Source organism: Alteromonas gracilis (assembly GCF_036870955.2).
GTDB classification, from domain to species: domain Bacteria; phylum Pseudomonadota; class Gammaproteobacteria; order Enterobacterales; family Alteromonadaceae; genus Alteromonas; species Alteromonas gracilis_A.
On record NZ_CP145482.2, the window covers coordinates 2,232,927 to 2,248,711 of the forward strand.

The 15,785-nt window shown below is 43.5% G+C and carries 12 protein-coding genes and 2 pseudogenes; 2 read left to right on the forward strand and 12 right to left on the reverse strand.

Going from position 1 to position 15,785, the window contains the following annotated elements:
- Nucleotide 1: 1 nt before the first annotated feature.
- From proQ to V6N89_RS10935, 12 genes and pseudogenes are all read right to left on the reverse strand, one after another.
- Nucleotides 2–671 (reverse strand): annotated as a pseudogene (gene proQ / locus V6N89_RS10880) (RNA chaperone ProQ).
- A 16-nt stretch (nucleotides 672–687) separates the two neighbouring features.
- Nucleotides 688–978 (reverse strand): hypothetical protein, encoded by a 291-nt coding sequence (locus V6N89_RS10885; RefSeq protein ID WP_025255289.1) that lies wholly within the window; start codon nucleotides 976–978, stop codon nucleotides 688–690.
- 2 nt (nucleotides 979–980) lie between these two features.
- On the reverse strand, nucleotides 981–1,436 hold the full coding sequence (locus V6N89_RS10890; protein ID WP_346993762.1) for a GAF domain-containing protein: 456 nt from the start codon (nucleotides 1,434–1,436) through the stop codon (nucleotides 981–983).
- Nucleotides 1,437–1,451: 15 nt separating this feature from the next.
- Nucleotides 1,452–2,162, reverse strand: coding sequence for an SIMPL domain-containing protein (locus tag V6N89_RS10895; protein WP_338517567.1), 711 nt, complete (start codon nucleotides 2,160–2,162; stop codon nucleotides 1,452–1,454).
- 335 nt (nucleotides 2,163–2,497) lie between these two features.
- Entirely contained in the window at nucleotides 2,498–3,619 is a 1,122-nt protein-coding gene (locus V6N89_RS10900) for a pyridoxal-phosphate-dependent aminotransferase family protein (RefSeq protein ID WP_346993763.1), read from the reverse strand.
- A gap of 445 nt (nucleotides 3,620–4,064) precedes the next feature.
- On the reverse strand, nucleotides 4,065–4,583 hold the full coding sequence (locus V6N89_RS10905) for a gamma carbonic anhydrase family protein (protein WP_338517568.1): 519 nt from the start codon (nucleotides 4,581–4,583) through the stop codon (nucleotides 4,065–4,067).
- A gap of 22 nt (nucleotides 4,584–4,605) precedes the next feature.
- Nucleotides 4,606–5,463, reverse strand: coding sequence for an acyl-CoA thioesterase II (tesB, locus tag V6N89_RS10910; RefSeq protein WP_338517569.1), 858 nt, complete (start codon nucleotides 5,461–5,463; stop codon nucleotides 4,606–4,608).
- On the reverse strand, nucleotides 5,456–7,318 hold the full coding sequence (locus V6N89_RS10915) for a protein kinase domain-containing protein (protein ID WP_338517570.1): 1,863 nt from the start codon (nucleotides 7,316–7,318) through the stop codon (nucleotides 5,456–5,458). The genes tesB and V6N89_RS10915 overlap by 8 nt, the downstream gene beginning before the upstream one ends.
- Before the next feature lie 30 nt (nucleotides 7,319–7,348).
- The gene (locus V6N89_RS10920; RefSeq protein WP_346993764.1) at nucleotides 7,349–8,200 is read right to left on the reverse strand and encodes a 23S rRNA (adenine(2030)-N(6))-methyltransferase RlmJ; all 852 of its coding nucleotides are present in this window, start codon (nucleotides 8,198–8,200) and stop codon (nucleotides 7,349–7,351) included.
- Nucleotides 8,201–8,410: 210 nt separating this feature from the next.
- Nucleotides 8,411–10,051 carry a dihydrolipoyllysine-residue acetyltransferase gene (locus V6N89_RS10925; protein ID WP_346993765.1) on the reverse strand — a complete coding sequence of 547 codons (1,641 nt, stop codon included), beginning with the start codon at nucleotides 10,049–10,051 and terminating at the stop codon, nucleotides 8,411–8,413.
- A gap of 18 nt (nucleotides 10,052–10,069) precedes the next feature.
- Entirely contained in the window at nucleotides 10,070–11,047 is a 978-nt protein-coding gene (locus V6N89_RS10930; RefSeq protein ID WP_338517572.1) for an alpha-ketoacid dehydrogenase subunit beta, read from the reverse strand.
- A pseudogene (locus tag V6N89_RS10935) lies at nucleotides 11,047–12,236 on the reverse strand (thiamine pyrophosphate-dependent dehydrogenase E1 component subunit alpha). The gene V6N89_RS10930 and the pseudogene V6N89_RS10935 overlap by 1 nt, the downstream one beginning before the upstream one ends.
- A gap of 546 nt (nucleotides 12,237–12,782) precedes the next feature.
- Between V6N89_RS10935 and V6N89_RS10940 the strand changes: the two are divergent.
- Both V6N89_RS10940 and V6N89_RS10945 read left to right on the forward strand, forming a co-directional pair.
- The gene (locus tag V6N89_RS10940; RefSeq protein ID WP_346993766.1) at nucleotides 12,783–15,467 is read left to right on the forward strand and encodes a S8 family serine peptidase; all 2,685 of its coding nucleotides are present in this window, start codon (nucleotides 12,783–12,785) and stop codon (nucleotides 15,465–15,467) included.
- Complete coding sequence (locus tag V6N89_RS10945) at nucleotides 15,449–15,730, forward strand: hypothetical protein (protein WP_346992689.1); 282 nt, start codon at nucleotides 15,449–15,451, stop codon at nucleotides 15,728–15,730. The genes V6N89_RS10940 and V6N89_RS10945 overlap by 19 nt, the downstream gene beginning before the upstream one ends.
- Nucleotides 15,731–15,785 lie beyond the last annotated feature (55 nt).

A 15,785-nucleotide genomic window follows, 5' to 3' on the forward strand; every position in this document is an offset into this window, starting at 1 on the left:
TTTACGACCTCTTGGAGCGTGCCAAACGTAAAGCGTCTGCGTTTACTTTTACCACCATACCTGAATCTAGTTGGACGTGGATACCGTCCTTAGCAACCTCAGTTATTACAGTCAGGCATAGGTGCTTTACCTAGCTTTACAGTAACGAGTGTACCTTGCTGTAAATCACCTTCGGTTAATTTCGCAGGTGGTGTATTGTTTGGTCTGTTATTTTTCGGTTTAGTTCCGCGCTTGTTATCAGCATGGTCCGATTTTTCAGATTTTTCACCTTTTGGGCGATTAAATTGACGCTTTTCTTTGCGCTTTGGCTGAAGTGCTTGTTTGGCTTTGCGCTTTTCAGCAGCTTTCGCCTTGCTTTCTTCAAGCTGTTGCTGTGCGTGATCAGCGTGCTCTTTTTCTATCGCATCACCCTCGACACCGTCAAGGTCGACACGATGTGCGCCTTCTTTTACGCTGTAGAGATAGCGCCAGCTGTTGGTGTAATGGCGAAGTGTCGAGCGCAATAGCGTTTTACTTACGCGTTCGTCATCCTCTAAACGAGTGGCTAAATCTTGAAATATGCCAATCTTAAGTGGGCGGGCCTCGCCTTCAATGCTAAAACATTTTGGAAAGGTCTCTGCAAGGAAAGCTATAACTTCCTTACTTGTTGTAAACTTCTCTGGTGATTCCATTAACTTTCTAAATTATTCAGGAGATTTCATCGTTACTTGCATCATCCCAAGTTGCCAGCGTGTGGTCAACCCAATCGAGCAATTCGTCGTCATCTATTTCTAATAAATGCTTATCTTGTTGCCAAGATTCCCAAGCGTAGTGCAAAATTTGCTCTAAACGCTGTGTTTCTATGTCTTCTTCGGCGTTGTCGTAAATCGCGTGAAGAATAAAGTTTAAACGTTCTGATGCCTCGTCTGGGTCATCATGAAAGTCTTCCATATCTTCAAACGTTGAGAGAACGACGTGAATATCAACACTAGATTTCATAATTATTTTTGAGAATCCACAAGTATATTCGCAATTTCGACCAAGCCGTTCTCGTCTTCTTCGTTAAATCTCTCAAAAATTGGACTATCAATATCTAATACGCCAATTAATGTATCTTCTATCACAAGCGGAATTACGATTTCTGAATTAGAGGCGGCGTCACAAGCAATATGACCTTCAAACTGATGCACGTCCGCGATTCTCTGAACAGTACGAGTTGAAGCGCTAGTACCACAAACACCTTTTCCTAATGGGATGCGAATGCATGTAGGTTGTCCTTGAAAAGGACCAAGCACTAGCTGGTCCTCTTTAAACAAATAAAAGCCCGCCCAATTTACATCTTCTAGATGATTAAATAGAAGTGCACTTATATTTGCCATATTAGCAATCAAGTCTCGCTCACCTGATACCAAGCTCTTTGCTTGGTTGATAATCTGGTTATACTGCTGTTCTTTCAAACGGATATCCTGTTGTTATTGAACGATTTTAAACGATACACTCACCCGGGCTTCAACGCGCTGCTGACCAGGGAGAGACATCGACATATCTTTTGCAAATGCTTCTGCACGCATAACTGGAATCGGCATATTGCCACCACTTTCGGAGATTGCAACAACTTCGCCTACTTCAACACCCAATTCCTTTGCCACTAACTGTGCACGTCGCTTTGCATCTTGAATAGCCGCAACAAGGGCAACCTCGTAGACATTTTGTTCATTCAGTGCAATGAAATTAAACTGCTGAATACGATCAACCCCTCGTTTTAATACTCCGTCTAACACGCGATCATACGTTGATAAGTTAGTCGAGGTCATCACAACGTCTCTCGATAATGTAAAACCATCCTGCACTCTTCCTTGAGGGGAGTTAATGTAGCGAGGGTTTAATCGCACTTGCATACTTTGAATGTTTTTCTGTGCGACTCCTTGGCTTAAAAGGAATTCTACAACTTTGCGTAAATCAGATGCTAACTGGGTATTTAATTTACTGACAGTTTCTCCCTCTTGCTCAATAACAAACGTGACGGTGTACGCGTTAGGAGTGACTTCAATAGCCCCACTTCCCTGCACGTTTATCATACCGCTTTCTGCTTGCGCGATGCCGCAAACACCCACTGAAACAATTAACATTATTCCTTTAACAGCAAAGGCCGCATTCTTAAGCAAAGTTCGATGTAAATTCATAACATTCCTTTTTTAATACTAAATCGAGATTAACGCTAACATCTTATACTAGTTAACTGAATGCTCTGTGAATGTTTACGTTTTAGCCATATCAGCTTATTTGAAAGGCGTCATTAACTGGTTATATTACTTGTTATCTATGACCATGTAGATAGTATCCAAGATGAAACGTTAGGTTTTTGCGCCCACTAAAAAGCCAACCCCGAGGTTGGCTATAATTTGATAACACCTTACGATATCGCTTGCTTGAGTTTACCCAAGCGATTTATTGCTTTTTATTTCATCAGGCATTTAAAACTCGTGAGCCTTTGATAAGGCACTACCGATGTACTTTTTTACTTAAGTACTGCTTTTAGGGCAGCTAGACAGTGGTCGATATTACGTGGTTTACAGGCATATCCCATTAGACCGATTCGCCACACTTTTCCTGCATGTTCGCCAAGTCCAGCTCCAATCTCCAAATTAAATTCCTCAAGCAATTGCTTTCTCACAGCCGCATCATCAATACCGTCTGGAATTTTAACTACATTCAGCTGGGGCAGACGATACGCAGCGTCAACGGTTAACTCTAACCCTAGTTCATTTAGGCCGCTAGCTAGCTTTTGGTGACCTAATGCATGACGTTCCCACGCGTTTTCAAGCCCTTCTTCTTTTAATATAAGAAGCGCCTCGTACATAGCATACATACTGTTAATAGGTGCCGTGTGGTGATAAGCGCGCTTGGCTCCTTGACCCCAATAACCCACGATAAGATTCATATCTAAAAACCAGCTCTGAACCTTTGTCTTACGGTTTTGAATGACATTGACGGCTCTATCACTAAATGAAACGGGTGATATACCGGGAACACAGCTTAAACACTTCTGTGAACCAGAATAAATCGCATCAATATTCCAACAATCAACATCTAGTTCAACGCCACCTAACGACGTCACAGCGTCGACAATGGTTAAACAGTCATACTTTTTGCCGAGCTCGCACAATAATTTCGCTTCATTGCGCACACCTGTCGAGGTTTCAGCATGAACGAATGCTAACACCTTAATATCAGGGTTTGCCTTTAATGCATCTTCGACAGCGTTTAAATCAGTTTGTGTCCCCCACGCATTGCTGACTGTGATAGCCTCAGCACCACAGCGCTCAACGTTTTCGACCATTCGCATGCCGAAGACACCATTGATACACACTAAGGCTTTATCACCGGGCTCAAGTAAGTTGACAAAACATGCTTCCATTCCTGCGGACCCCGGTGCAGAAATCGGCATAGTCAGTGCGTTTTCCGTTTTAAATGCGTACTGTAGTAATGACTTTGTTGCATCCATAAGCTCAACAAATAATCGATCTAAGTGCCCTAGTGTCGGCCTTGCCATAGCGTTTAAAATACGTGGGTTCACATCGGATGGCCCCGGCCCCATTAGTGTTCTTTCAGGGGGAAGAAAAGTAGAAAGCGATTGCATATTCCATCCTTATTGTTTGTGTAGAGTAATGTTCGGCTCATACTACTAGGAAAGAAGGCACGTACAACCTTCTGTATTCAACATAAATAAGATGAATACAAATTGGGCTATGCATACAAAAAGAGAAAGTGGATAAAATGTGGACAGAGAGTGAACAACTACTGTATAAAATATATGCGATTATTTATAAAGATCCGACCAGTTTTTAGGCTATTGAAAAAGTTAGGTTATTTTTAAAAAATAAGCGTAACGGAAAGGTGTAAGATAAAATTCACACACAAACTGTTTATAAAATAATCAAATGTATTCTATAATCATTGTCCGTTTGAAGGATTTTACATACACTCTCCCTGTAAAAGTTAGCGCACGGCTCAGCAATGAGCCATTCCCCTAGGCCCGGAACGTTTGTTCTGGGCATTTTTTATTTAGGGGTTAGTGAACGCTTTTACAGAGGGTTGAGGTTGGCATTATAATGTTTTGCATTCTCGCAATAATGGTGTGCCGACGCTTCAAGTTTTGACGCAACGTCTGAAGGTAGCGTTTTTATCACCTTACCTGGCGATCCCACAACAAGGCTATAATCTGGAATTACCATATTCTCTGTAATCAGAGCATTAGCCCCAATAATACAATATTTGCCAATCTTCGCCCCGTTCAACACAACAGCATTAATACCGATAAGAGAATAATCTTCAATTTCACAGCCATGAAGCATAACTTTATGGCCAACAGTTACACCTTTACCCAAGGTAAGCGGAATCCCTTCATCTGTATGTAGTACACTACCGTCTTGCACATTTGACTGTTCACCTATGGTGATTTTGTCCATATCGCCTCTGATAACCGCGTTAAACCAAACACTACTTTGAGCCTTTAGTTCAACATTACCAATAACGTGAGCACCCGGTGCAACAAAGGCGTCTGATGACGCTTTTGGCTTTAACTGACCTAGTTCATAAATCACAACATGACTTCCTTTTTAACGGTTAATCTACTTTCCGCATCAATCCTTCTTGCGTTGTTGATGCAACAAGCTCACCTTTCTGATTATAAATTTGACCACGTACTAAACCCCTTGAGCCACCACTGAATGGACTTTCCATCGCATAAAGTAACCATTCATCCATATTTATGGGACGATGAAACCACATAGCGTGATCAATAGTGGCTATGCGCAACGATTTATCAGTTACGGCTACACCATGTGGTTGAAGTGATGTACTTAAGAAATGGTAATCTGATGCATATGCTAGCGCAGCTTGATGCATAGAAAGTGAACCACTAAGCGTGTTTCTCGCTTTCATCCAAATATAGCGTGTAGGGTCGCGTTTTACTGGTTGATACGAATTAGCTGCGTCTACAGTGCGAATATCTACTGGCTCATGGTAGCTCAATGCTTCTCGCATGGGACGTGCAATCTTGTCGTAGTGCGCTTGATAAAACTCAAGGTCTGACTGCACGTCCTCTGGCGGAGGAACTTCTGGCATGACAGGCTGTTGATGCTGCATTCCATCTTCAGGCACTTGAAAAGACGCCGTCATGTAGAAAATATTTCTGCCGTCTTGGATTGCTTTAACGCGTCGAGCAGAAAAACTTCTCCCGTCTCTAACAACCTCTACATCATAAACAACAGGCTTTTTGGCATCACCAGGTAACAAAAAATAAGTATGAAATGAATGTGCTACCCGGTCATCTGGCACTGTCTCATAAGCAGCGGCAAGTGCTTGGCCGAGTACTTGGCCCCCAAAAAGCGCACGAAAGCCCAAGTCCCAGCTTTGTCCCCGATAAATGCCCGCTTCAACGGTTTCAAGTTCAAAAAGTGAAGATAGTTTTATCTCAGACATGTTGTGTGTTCTCTTCTAATACTGCTTTTGGATTTCTGGGATAGTACTTTTCTGGCAATTTTGCTTTGTGCTCAAAAAAGCGTGTGTCTTTATAGGGTAACTTCATAAACCCTGAAATGCCTAACCCTTTTATTTTTGGAATTTGCTCAACCAATGTAGATAACAAAGCTTTGAAATTAACCTCTTGAGCATGGTCGAGCAACGTATAGTAGTTATGAATTTTCAAGTGAGTCGGTAACGCTTCAAATATAATACAACCTGTATGATGAATAGCATTTAGCTGTTTAATCGTATCGATAATTGCCTCAGGAAGCTTAAGCAATTCATCGGGGTCATCACCATCTTCAAAGTAGGAGTGTGTTCTTGAGTCATCTTTTGTCGCGGAGATGCGCGATAATTCATAAGGAATGGTCAACCTAGGATCAGGTATAAACTTTTCGTCTTCATTGTCTCTGTCAATGTGCAGCGTATTTTTGGCATTGAACATACAACATTTAAATACAGCTGGCTTGTGAATTGCTCTTGCAAGGTTGATGACATTGTTAACCGCTAGCTCAAACGCCGTTTTAAGCGTCTTATCATATAGATTTAGACTTGAGTCCACATAAATTCCCTCGGGTTCCCAACGTACCGCCATTCCGCCCACAACAGGGTATTTGCCCAGTCGACTAATTGCAGAAACAAACGCCTTTTCAGTGTCGCCCATACCCTGCAAATAGTTTTTGTAGTAGCGATCAAACTGCGCATCATCAATGTAACGCAGGTCTTGAACGTCTTGACTCCCTAGCACCGCTTGTTGACGAAGGTAGGATTTCCTTGAACTGTATACCACTGTTTCTATGCTGGTTGTTTGAGAAGACAGCCAAGTTGGAATTAACGGTGTATAGATAAAATCCTTATCTTGCGTGAAGACCATATTTTTAAGAACGTGGAGGTGGTTAATTAAGTAGTCTCCCCCCTGCCTTCTCTTCGCTGCATCATCACTCAACATATATTCCAAAATATTAGCCAGCATTTTGGGTAACCCCAGTGATGATGGTGTAATGACTTTACTACCGTAACGGCATGATTGACCTGACGCCAACGCATAAAGCGTGCTCGCTAAGCCCTGTTCGTCGAAACGCGGGCTAGATAGCGCACCATTTAATTGTTCTTCGCCGATAAAATAAACATCACCTAAACGCGCATTGGTTTGATGGAGTTCACCTGACATGAGATCCATCACATTGTTACCAACATACTGGCCATTCGTATCCGTCTGGGCGAACACTGAAGAGCCCCAATCAATAAGGCTTACTGTTTCAGTTTCGTGATCCCAAACTAAATTAGACGGTTTTATATCACCATGAACAATGGGTTTTATTTCACCGTTTTCACTGTATTGGCGAAAGCCCGCCAATAACTCGCCAACCTGTACGGCAATTTTGACTACTATTCGCGGTGCTAACGGCCCACGTTGTAAACTGACTTTTTCTAAATCATTCCCAGGTGCGCGAGCCATGACCAATATAGACTGTTTTCGAATCTGCTGGTATTCGATAAAACGAGGCACGTACTGATGATTTACGTGAGAAAGCATGAAGGCTTCTTCTTCTAACCGATCCTGCACATGTTGAGGCAAAGTTATACGTGAGAACTTAAATACACGTTCTTCGCCGTCTGGTGCAATACCCGCAAACGCAAAGCCAAACGCTCCTTTTCCTAGTAATTCAATCTGTCGATAACCGAGGTTGTGCAGTTGGCTAATACATAAATTTACCCAATCTTTGAGTTTTTTTGCATCGGCATGCGACAATAGGTATATCGACTGTTCATCAGGTATGTAGAAGTGTTTTAACCCTTTGAGTTGCGTCATTATCTCGTCTACTTAGGTAACTACAACCGCTTACGCATCACGCCTAAGCCACACTAGCGAACTTGAAGCGTGAGCCCCCATATGTGAGACCGCTTCTTGTAAAGCTGAATCGAGCTGCACGTCCAATTGCCATGGAGGGTTCAACACCATTACACCTGACCCATACATGCCTGCGTCTTCCGTATTGGGAGTAACACACACTTGTGCTTTGAAACATGGGACATCTAATGCGGCAAGCGCGTCACACATCGCTTCGCTCGCTCCATGTTTTGCTCCCGCTCTAGCTGATAAAAGTGGATACCAAATGACTATTTGCGCCTGTTGCCAACGTTTAAGAACCTGTGTTACGCCATTAACGACATCTTTGTATTCGCTCGCGCGTTCATAAGGCGGGTCGATAAGAATAGCGCCGCGATTGGGTTTAGGAGGCGTTAGCGCGCGTAAGCCTTCGAAACCATCTCGTTTGTGCACATGACAAGCATCTACCCTTAACGAATTGAGGTTATGGTTTAACTTATCGAATTCAGCAGGGTGTAGCTCCATAACGTGAAGCGAATCGTTATTTCGCTTAGTCATTGCACTAATCACGGGTGAACCGGGATAGCGTTCTTGTGCTAAAAACGTCGAGCACAAGTTTAAGTAGTCACTGAGTAATGATGATGAAGCATCGGTGTTATTTACCCGAGTAATACCAGATTCATACTCTTTATTTTTTGAAGACATCGCATCATTAAGGTCATAACAATAAGCCCCCGCATGCGAATCAAACAAGGTGAAAGGTTTATCTTTTTTCTTTAGCGCATTTATAACGCCTATCCAACAAACGTGTTTTATAACGTCAGCGTGGTTGCCCGCATGAAATGCATGTTGATAGCTAAGCACAATACCTCAGAATTTTTCTAAAAAATACTATTGGCAATATAATAGCGCGATAACCCCTTACGTTACCATAATGCCATTTGTTAGTAGCTAATAAAAAAGGCTAGTGCCCTAGGGAACTAGCCTTTTAAACAACTCTCTAGCGAGGTTATATTCAAGAGTTAACTCAAGAAGCTGTATCAAGTGGTAGACACAAGCGACAGATTCACAAGTCTATCTAAGATGCATCAGCATTTTTTCTGGCTGCATCAAGTAACTCATCCACAGATTGTTAAATCGCACCATAGTAGCGCCGTCTATAATTCTGTGATCTCCTGACCAATTGACCGCCATTATATGCTGTGAAGTGACGTTTCCATCGTCGTCAAATCGAGGCAGCTTTTGTGTTTTGCCAAGCGCAACGATAGCCGCTTCAGGTTTATTGATAATAGGTGTAGCCGTAATACCGCCGATGGCGCCAATATTAGAGATGCTAATGGTGCCACCTTTTAGATGTTCACCAGCAACTCGCCCTTCTCGTGCTTGGTTGATAATTTCTTGCATTTGTTTTGCTATTTCAAATAGAGAAAGGTGCTGCACTCCTTTAATATTTGGCACCAACAACCCTATTTTAGAGTCCACAGCGAATCCTATGTTGTGGTTGTCAAAATAGGTAATTTCAGACGCGTCTTCGTTTAATTGGCTATTGATTACTGGAAATTCATTAAGCGCAAGCGACATAGCTTTTACAAAAAACGGCATGAAACTTAGCTTTACGTTTTCAGCTTCAAACGCAGGCTTAAGCGCACTGCGAAGCGTCATCAAGTTGTCCATCACAACCTCATCACTTACCGTAAAATGAGGAATGGTATACACGGATGCCGACATTTGCTTAGCCATAGCAGCTTGAATGCCTCGTACCTTTTCTGTCCGAGAACTTCCCGAGGATGTCGTTTTTACAACAGACGTCGTCTCAGATCTCTGCGTTTCAGGCTTAACAGGTGCAGAAGGTACATTTAATACATCTGTTTTTAGAATACGCCCTTTTTTACCAGAGCCTTCAAGCGTAGTAAGGTCAATACTTTGCTCACGGGCAATTCGACGCACCGCTGGGCTTGCCAATACTCTTCCTGGAATGGCAATGGGCGGCTCGTAATCACCATCCTTAAATTTCGCATTCTCTGACGATGACGGGCGAACAACCTCACTCGGTGAATTAGTTTTGGTAGCGCTGTTGTCATTTGACGATGCGTGTACCTTCACCTCATCTTTTTGCTTAACAGGAACACTACCTTCTAGCGCCAGTGCAAACAGTGGGCTATGCACTTTTGCGGTGTCACCTTGACCGTAATACAATTTGTGAACAATACCTGGGTTTTTAGCCGGTATTTCAACCACAGCTTTGTCGGTCATTACCTCAACAACAGCCTGATCTTCTTCAATTTCGTCGCCTTCAGCTACGTTCCATTTAATGATTTCACACTCGACGATGCCTTCTCCGATATCTGGCAATATGAAATCTTCTATGACACTTCCTGCATCACTATCAGATGATGTTGTATTGGAGGCTTGTTGCGAAGAAGACTGTTCAACTGATTCGCTATCTTCATTTGTCGATTCTGTCTGTGTTAATTCGCCATCTGGTTTCATTGAAAACAGTGGTGCATGTACTTTAGCAATATCACCAACAGCGTAGTGTAGCTTTTCAACCACACCAGCATGCATAGCAGGTATTTGCACTGTCGCTTTGTCGGTCATAACTTCTGCAACAGGCTGGTCTTCTTCAATGCGTTCACCTTCCGAGACAAGCCATTCGAGAAGTTCGCACTCAACGATCCCTTCACCAATGTCAGGAAGAATAAATTCGATTGTCATTATTACTACTCCCTAAACCTAATAGTGCAACGTGCGTTTTATCGCTTCGTAAGTTTTAGTCTCATCAGGCATATATTCTTTTTCATGCGCTAATGGATACGGTGTGTCTAAACCACAAACGCGCGCAATAGGTGCCTCTAGATATAAAAAGCATCGTTCTTGTATGGTCGCCGCAATTTCGCTTGCGAAACCGCCAGTAAGCGGAGCTTCATGGTTAATCAGTAGGCGGCCTGTCTTCATCACAGACTGCATAACGGTTTCGACATCCCATGGCAAAATGCTGCGCAAATCGACAATTTCACAAGACACGCCGTCTTCTAACGCCATTGAAGCTGCTTTTTGAAGGATTTCAATCTGTGCACCCCACCCAAGTAGCGTGATATCACTTCCCTCTTGAACGATATCTGCCTTACCTATGGGGAGTTCATAGTCTTCTTCTGGTACATCAGCAACAGAAGCGCGGTACAAACGTTTTGGCTCCATAAATAAAACGGGGTTTTTATCGCGAATAGAGGCTAGCAAAAGCCCTTTTGCCTGATACGGGTCTCGTGGTATTACAATTTTTAAACCAGGACAATGTGCAAAAAATGCTTCAGGTGATTGACTGTGATAGTGACCACCTGCAATACCACCGCCATAAGGTGTACGGATAGTTAATGTACCCACATCAAACTGCCCACCTGAACGATAACGCCATTTTGCGGTTTCGTTTACGATTTGATCAAACGCCGGAAAAATGTAATCACCAAATTGTATCTCGGCGACGGGAACCGAGCCCTGAGATGCAAGACCATTAGCAAATCCGATAATACCTTGCTCTGTTAGTGGTGTATTAAAGCAGCGTGCCTTTCCAAATTTTTCCTGTAGATGGCTGGTAGCACGAAAAACACCACCAAAGTGACCTACATCCTCACCAAACACCATGACCTTTTCATCTTCTGTCATGGCTGTGATTAGGGCGTTATTGATTGCTTGCAGTAGGTTCATCTTTGCCATTACTTCACTCTCCCTGCGGTTTTAGGGTACATTTGCGGGTACTTTTTAATATGCGCTTTTAAGCTATTTAATTGCTCTTTGAGGTGCCATGGCGGCGTGTCGTAAACGTCTTCGACAATCTCGTCTACTTCGCAGATGTCAGTTTTTTCACAACTTTTGAGTGCAGCTAATACATCTTGTCGAGCCTTTTCGACTTTAGCCTTGTTATCTTTTTCGTCAAACCACCCTTTGCTCGCTAGATAGTTAGCCATGCGTGCGATTGGATCTTTAGCACGCCACTTATCTTCTTCTTCACGAGAACGGTATCCCGTAGGGTCATCTGACGTCGAATGTGCTGCCAGTCGATATGTCATTGCTTCAATTAACACTGGACACTTTTCTTCAATGGCGATCCTACGCGCTTCTTTAGTTGCAGCATAGATCGCAAGTGCGTCATTGCCATCAACGCGTATTGTTTTTATGCCATAACCTAATCCCCGCGATGCTATACCGTCCCCCGCAAATTGTTCTTCAGCTTAAGCGTAGATATGGCATAACCATTGTTACGGCAAAAGAAAATCACTGGGCAATTAAGTACAGCCGCCATATTTAGGCCAGCATGAAAGTCCCCTTCAGACGCTGCTCCTTCACCGAAATAACATATAGTGACTACGTCTTTACCTGACATTTTCTGACCATATGCATATCCAGATGCCTGAGGAATCTGCGTTCCTAACGGAGAAGAAATGGTCATAAAATTAAGTGCCTTATCCCCATAGTGGATAGGCATCTGGCGACCTTTATTCGGATCAGCTTTGTTGCTGAACATTTGGTTCATAAACTGGTCGGTGGTGTACCCTCTGTAAGCAAGAGCGCCTTGCTCTCTGTATTGAGACATGATCATGTCATCAGAAGACAGAGCTGCCGCACTTGCAACAGATGCAGCTTCCTCACCGGTACTTGCTAAGTAGAAGCTTATTCGTCCTTGGCGCTGGGCGCCTACCATTCGCTCGTCAAGAACGCGAATGTATTCCATTGTATTATAAATTTTTAATGCGTCGTCTTTTGAAAGCTGTGGCGCTTCTGCGCCATCAATCACATCGCCTTCTGAAGAAAGCACTTGAAGCATAGGGATATCTACAACCCCTTTTTCGATAATATTGACCTTGTTTGTTGTTTTTACTTCGGCCAGATGGTTTCTGTCTTTCACTATTTATCCCCTTATTCTATGAGGGCAAAAACGATTTAAATTCGTGACACTATGCTAGTTGAGGTTTTGAAGGAGTGTCTTTTTCATTCGAGATGAAAATGAAGAAGTGGTGAAACAGAATGACTTTCAATTGTTAATTATGGAGGATATTCGTCCTAAAAAAGTAAAACATATGTAAAAGATATGATAACTCAGTAGGATAATTATCATATCTGGCGCTCGAATCTGATCCGAGAATTGACGAAAAGCGGACAAAGAGTAATTAATAACTATGTTGCTGTTTTTACTTCCACTTTCCTGTGGCGTGCAATTAATACACAAAAATAAGCGTAGATTTCTTTGTCTTTTCAAATTAAACCTTTATGTCATTTGTAACAAAATATGTAAATTGTTTCATTCGGAAATACACATTACAAATCGTCATAAAGTGTGCTAGTAATAGACTGTCACAGCGATGACCTGCATAGATAAAGAGGCGAATGACCTTTATTGCGCGTCAGATTTAGAAAAGCTGGACTCCAGGGAACTATTCACACGAGAATATTTATGAAAAAAACATTAATAAGTACGGTAGTAGCTACCGCGCTGGCAGGCTCTGCATTTGGTGCGTTGGCTGTTTCAGACTCTTCACCATTTCAAGGCTTCAGTGTAGAACAAAAAAACGCAATCGAAGCATCTTTCGACAAGAAAAATATCCTTGCTAACGCAATACAAGCTAGCGAAAACAGCGTTCGCGTTATCATTCAGTTGAATGATGCACCAATGGCGCAGTTTAGCGGCGTTAATCCTAATGTAAGCAGTGCTGCTGCTCACAAAGGTCAAAAGGTTAACTTTAAGTCTAACGCGGCCAAAGAATACAAAGCATTTTTGAAAGCTAAACAAGACTCAGTTATTAGCTCTATTAAATCGTTCGATGCGTCATTCAAGGCAGATTTGACTTATACCGCAGCATTTAACGGCTTCGCGGGCGTTATCTCAAAGAATGCGTTAGACCAACTAGCGAGTCTTCCAACTGTTAAAGCAGTGTATCCTGACACTATTCACCACGCTCAAATGGACGCAAGTCTTGACTTGATTGGTGCGATTGAGACGTGGGAACAGTTTGGTGGTAAGGAAACTGCGGGCGCTGGCGTTAAGGTAGCGATCATCGACAGTGGTATTCGACCAGAAAACCCACTTTTCAGTGGCGAAGGTTTCACAGCTCCAGACGCTGCAACACTACCTACTGATGATTACTGTTCAGAAGACCCAGATTTTTGTAACAACAAACTTATCGTTGCACGTGCTGCTGAAATTGTAGACGGCTTCGACGTTGTTGAAGAGGAATACGAAAGCCCACTTGGTTTTAACGGCCACGGTACGCACGTAGCTGGTACTGCTGTAGGTAACTATGGCGTTATGGCTGAGCGTGATGGTTCAGAGGCAGAGATCTCTGGTGTCGCTCCAGCTGCATACCTAATGGTATATAAAGGTTTGTATGCAACACCTGCTAACCCAGCAAGCTCTAGCGGTGCAGGTTCAATGCTTCTTTCAATGCTTGAAGCGTCATTAGAAGACGGTGCAGATATCGTAAACAACTCTTGGGGTGGCGGCCCTGGCGGTACGCCAAGCAGCTTCTATGCAGGCGTTTTTGAAGCAATGAATGACGCTGGCGTTGTAACTGTATTTGCAGCAGGTAACGATGGCCCAGGCGACACGACAATCGGCTGCCCGGGTTGTGATGACAATGTGCTGACAGTAGCGAACACCACAACGGGTCGTTTGTTTGCAAATGAAATGACCATTGAAGGTGACGCCACCATTGGTACGATCCCAGCTGTATATTCAGTGGGTAACCCTAACATTGTTGTTGATAGTGCAATAACGGCGCCTGTTGTTTATGCATCAGAAGTTGACCCTGCTAACGTTGAAGCGTGTGTTCCTTTTGCCGATGAAACAGCGTTTGAAGGCGCAATAGCGCTAGTAAGTCGTGGTTCTTGTGGCTTTGTAGACAAAATTGCTAACGCTGAAGCTGCTGGCGCAGTTGCAGTAGTAGTTCATAACGTAGACGGTCGTGGCGAAGCGCCTTTCCAAATGGGTGGATTAAGCCCAGACCAGACGGTTCCTTCATGGATGATTCCAGCCACTACAGGTCAAGCACTTGCGTCACTTGTGGTTGAGTCTGATGATGCGGTTAATGTAACAATTGGCAATGAAATTGTACGTGTAGTTTCTGACAGCCTTGCTGACATCATGAACGAAAGCAGTTCACGTGGTCCAGGCGGTGATCCTACCTTCCTTAAGCCAAACATTGCAGCGCCTGGTACGCGTATCTTCTCTGGTGAATCTCCTGATGCACCTGGGCATGTTGGTGAGAACTTCTCGTTTAAGAACGGTACATCAATGGCTGCACCACACGTTGCGGGCGCAGCAGCGCTTCTACGTCAGATGCACCCTGATTGGACTTCACAGCAAATCAAGAGCGCACTTGTTACGTCTTCTATCCGTGACGTATTGAAAGAAGATGCATCTACACCTGCTGATAATTTCGACATGGGTGCTGGTCGTCTTGATCTTCCGCGCGCGACTAGTGTTGAATTAACATATAGCGACTTGAGCCTGGTTGACGCAGATTGTTACCTATCATGTGAAATGTCTATCACAGTAACTAACACTAGCGACTCTGATGTGACAGTTGATGCAACTGCAATGTTTAATGACCCACAGATCTCTGCAACGGTAACGCCAGACATGGCAACACTACCTGCAGGCGCGTCTGCTGAGATCATGGTTACAGTAGATGTTTCTACTGCATCAACAGGTTCTTGGTCTTTTGGTGGTATCAACTGGTCTGACACTGATGCTGCTACAACTGACTACTTTATTCCTGTAGCGCTATACCCAATTAGCAGTGACGAGCCTAGCTTGTTTAACAGCGATGTTAGTGCAAGTGTAGCGAGTGAAGGTGAAGTTGTTGTTACTGAAGCGTACGCCAACAATACTGACGTTACTGGCATGATTAGTATTACGGGTACTGTTGACCACAAATACAACATTAACCCTTCTACTATTTCAGCGGTTAAGAATGGCAACCAAGAGCCTGTAACCTACAACGCTGATACACGTGAAATCTATTGGGAAGGTGCTCTGAACACAGCATCATTCAACATGGCACTTAAGCAACAACAATTGGTGACCTGCTTGAAGGCTTTGGTCTGCCTCGCTATGTTCCAATGTCTTCAATTGGTGTAACGCCACTTACGTGTTCAAGCACATGTGACGACGCATCTGTACCAATCAACTTGCCGCGACCTATTACTTACCTTGGTACTGAGTACACTACCATGCAAGTATCGTCTAACGGTTTTGTTTCACTTGGAACAAGTTCGGGTAACACGACAACGCCGTTTGCCGAAATTCTACCTAGCTTAAGCGAGCCAAATAACGTTGTTGCTCCATACTGGACCGATTTCGACCTTGCTGGCGGCGCTATGCTGGTAGCCTTTATGCGGTAAGCCTAACTACAGGTCACTTTGTTGTTGAGTGGGAAAATGCGCAGATTTGGGATGA

Excerpts from the sequence above, each read along its gene's own strand:
- V6N89_RS10945 (WP_346992689.1), top strand. The coding sequence starts at position 15,449 with ATGTCTTCAATTGGTGTAACGCCACTTACGTGTTCAAGCACATGTGAC.
- V6N89_RS10885 (WP_025255289.1), bottom strand. The coding sequence starts at position 978 with ATGAAATCTAGTGTTGATATTCACGTCGTTCTCTCAACGTTTGAAGAT.
- tesB (WP_338517569.1), bottom strand. The coding sequence starts at position 5,463 with ATGTCTGAGATAAAACTATCTTCACTTTTTGAACTTGAAACCGTTGAA.
- V6N89_RS10915 (WP_338517570.1), bottom strand. The coding sequence starts at position 7,318 with ATGACGCAACTCAAAGGGTTAAAACACTTCTACATACCTGATGAACAG.
- V6N89_RS10930 (WP_338517572.1), bottom strand. The coding sequence starts at position 11,047 with ATGGCAAAGATGAACCTACTGCAAGCAATCAATAACGCCCTAATCACA.
- V6N89_RS10940 (WP_346993766.1), top strand. The coding sequence starts at position 12,783 with ATGAAAAAAACATTAATAAGTACGGTAGTAGCTACCGCGCTGGCAGGC.
- V6N89_RS10900 (WP_346993763.1), bottom strand. The coding sequence starts at position 3,619 with ATGCAATCGCTTTCTACTTTTCTTCCCCCTGAAAGAACACTAATGGGG.
- V6N89_RS10925 (WP_346993765.1), bottom strand. The coding sequence starts at position 10,051 with ATGACAATCGAATTTATTCTTCCTGACATTGGTGAAGGGATCGTTGAG.
- V6N89_RS10895 (WP_338517567.1), bottom strand. The coding sequence starts at position 2,162 with ATGAATTTACATCGAACTTTGCTTAAGAATGCGGCCTTTGCTGTTAAA.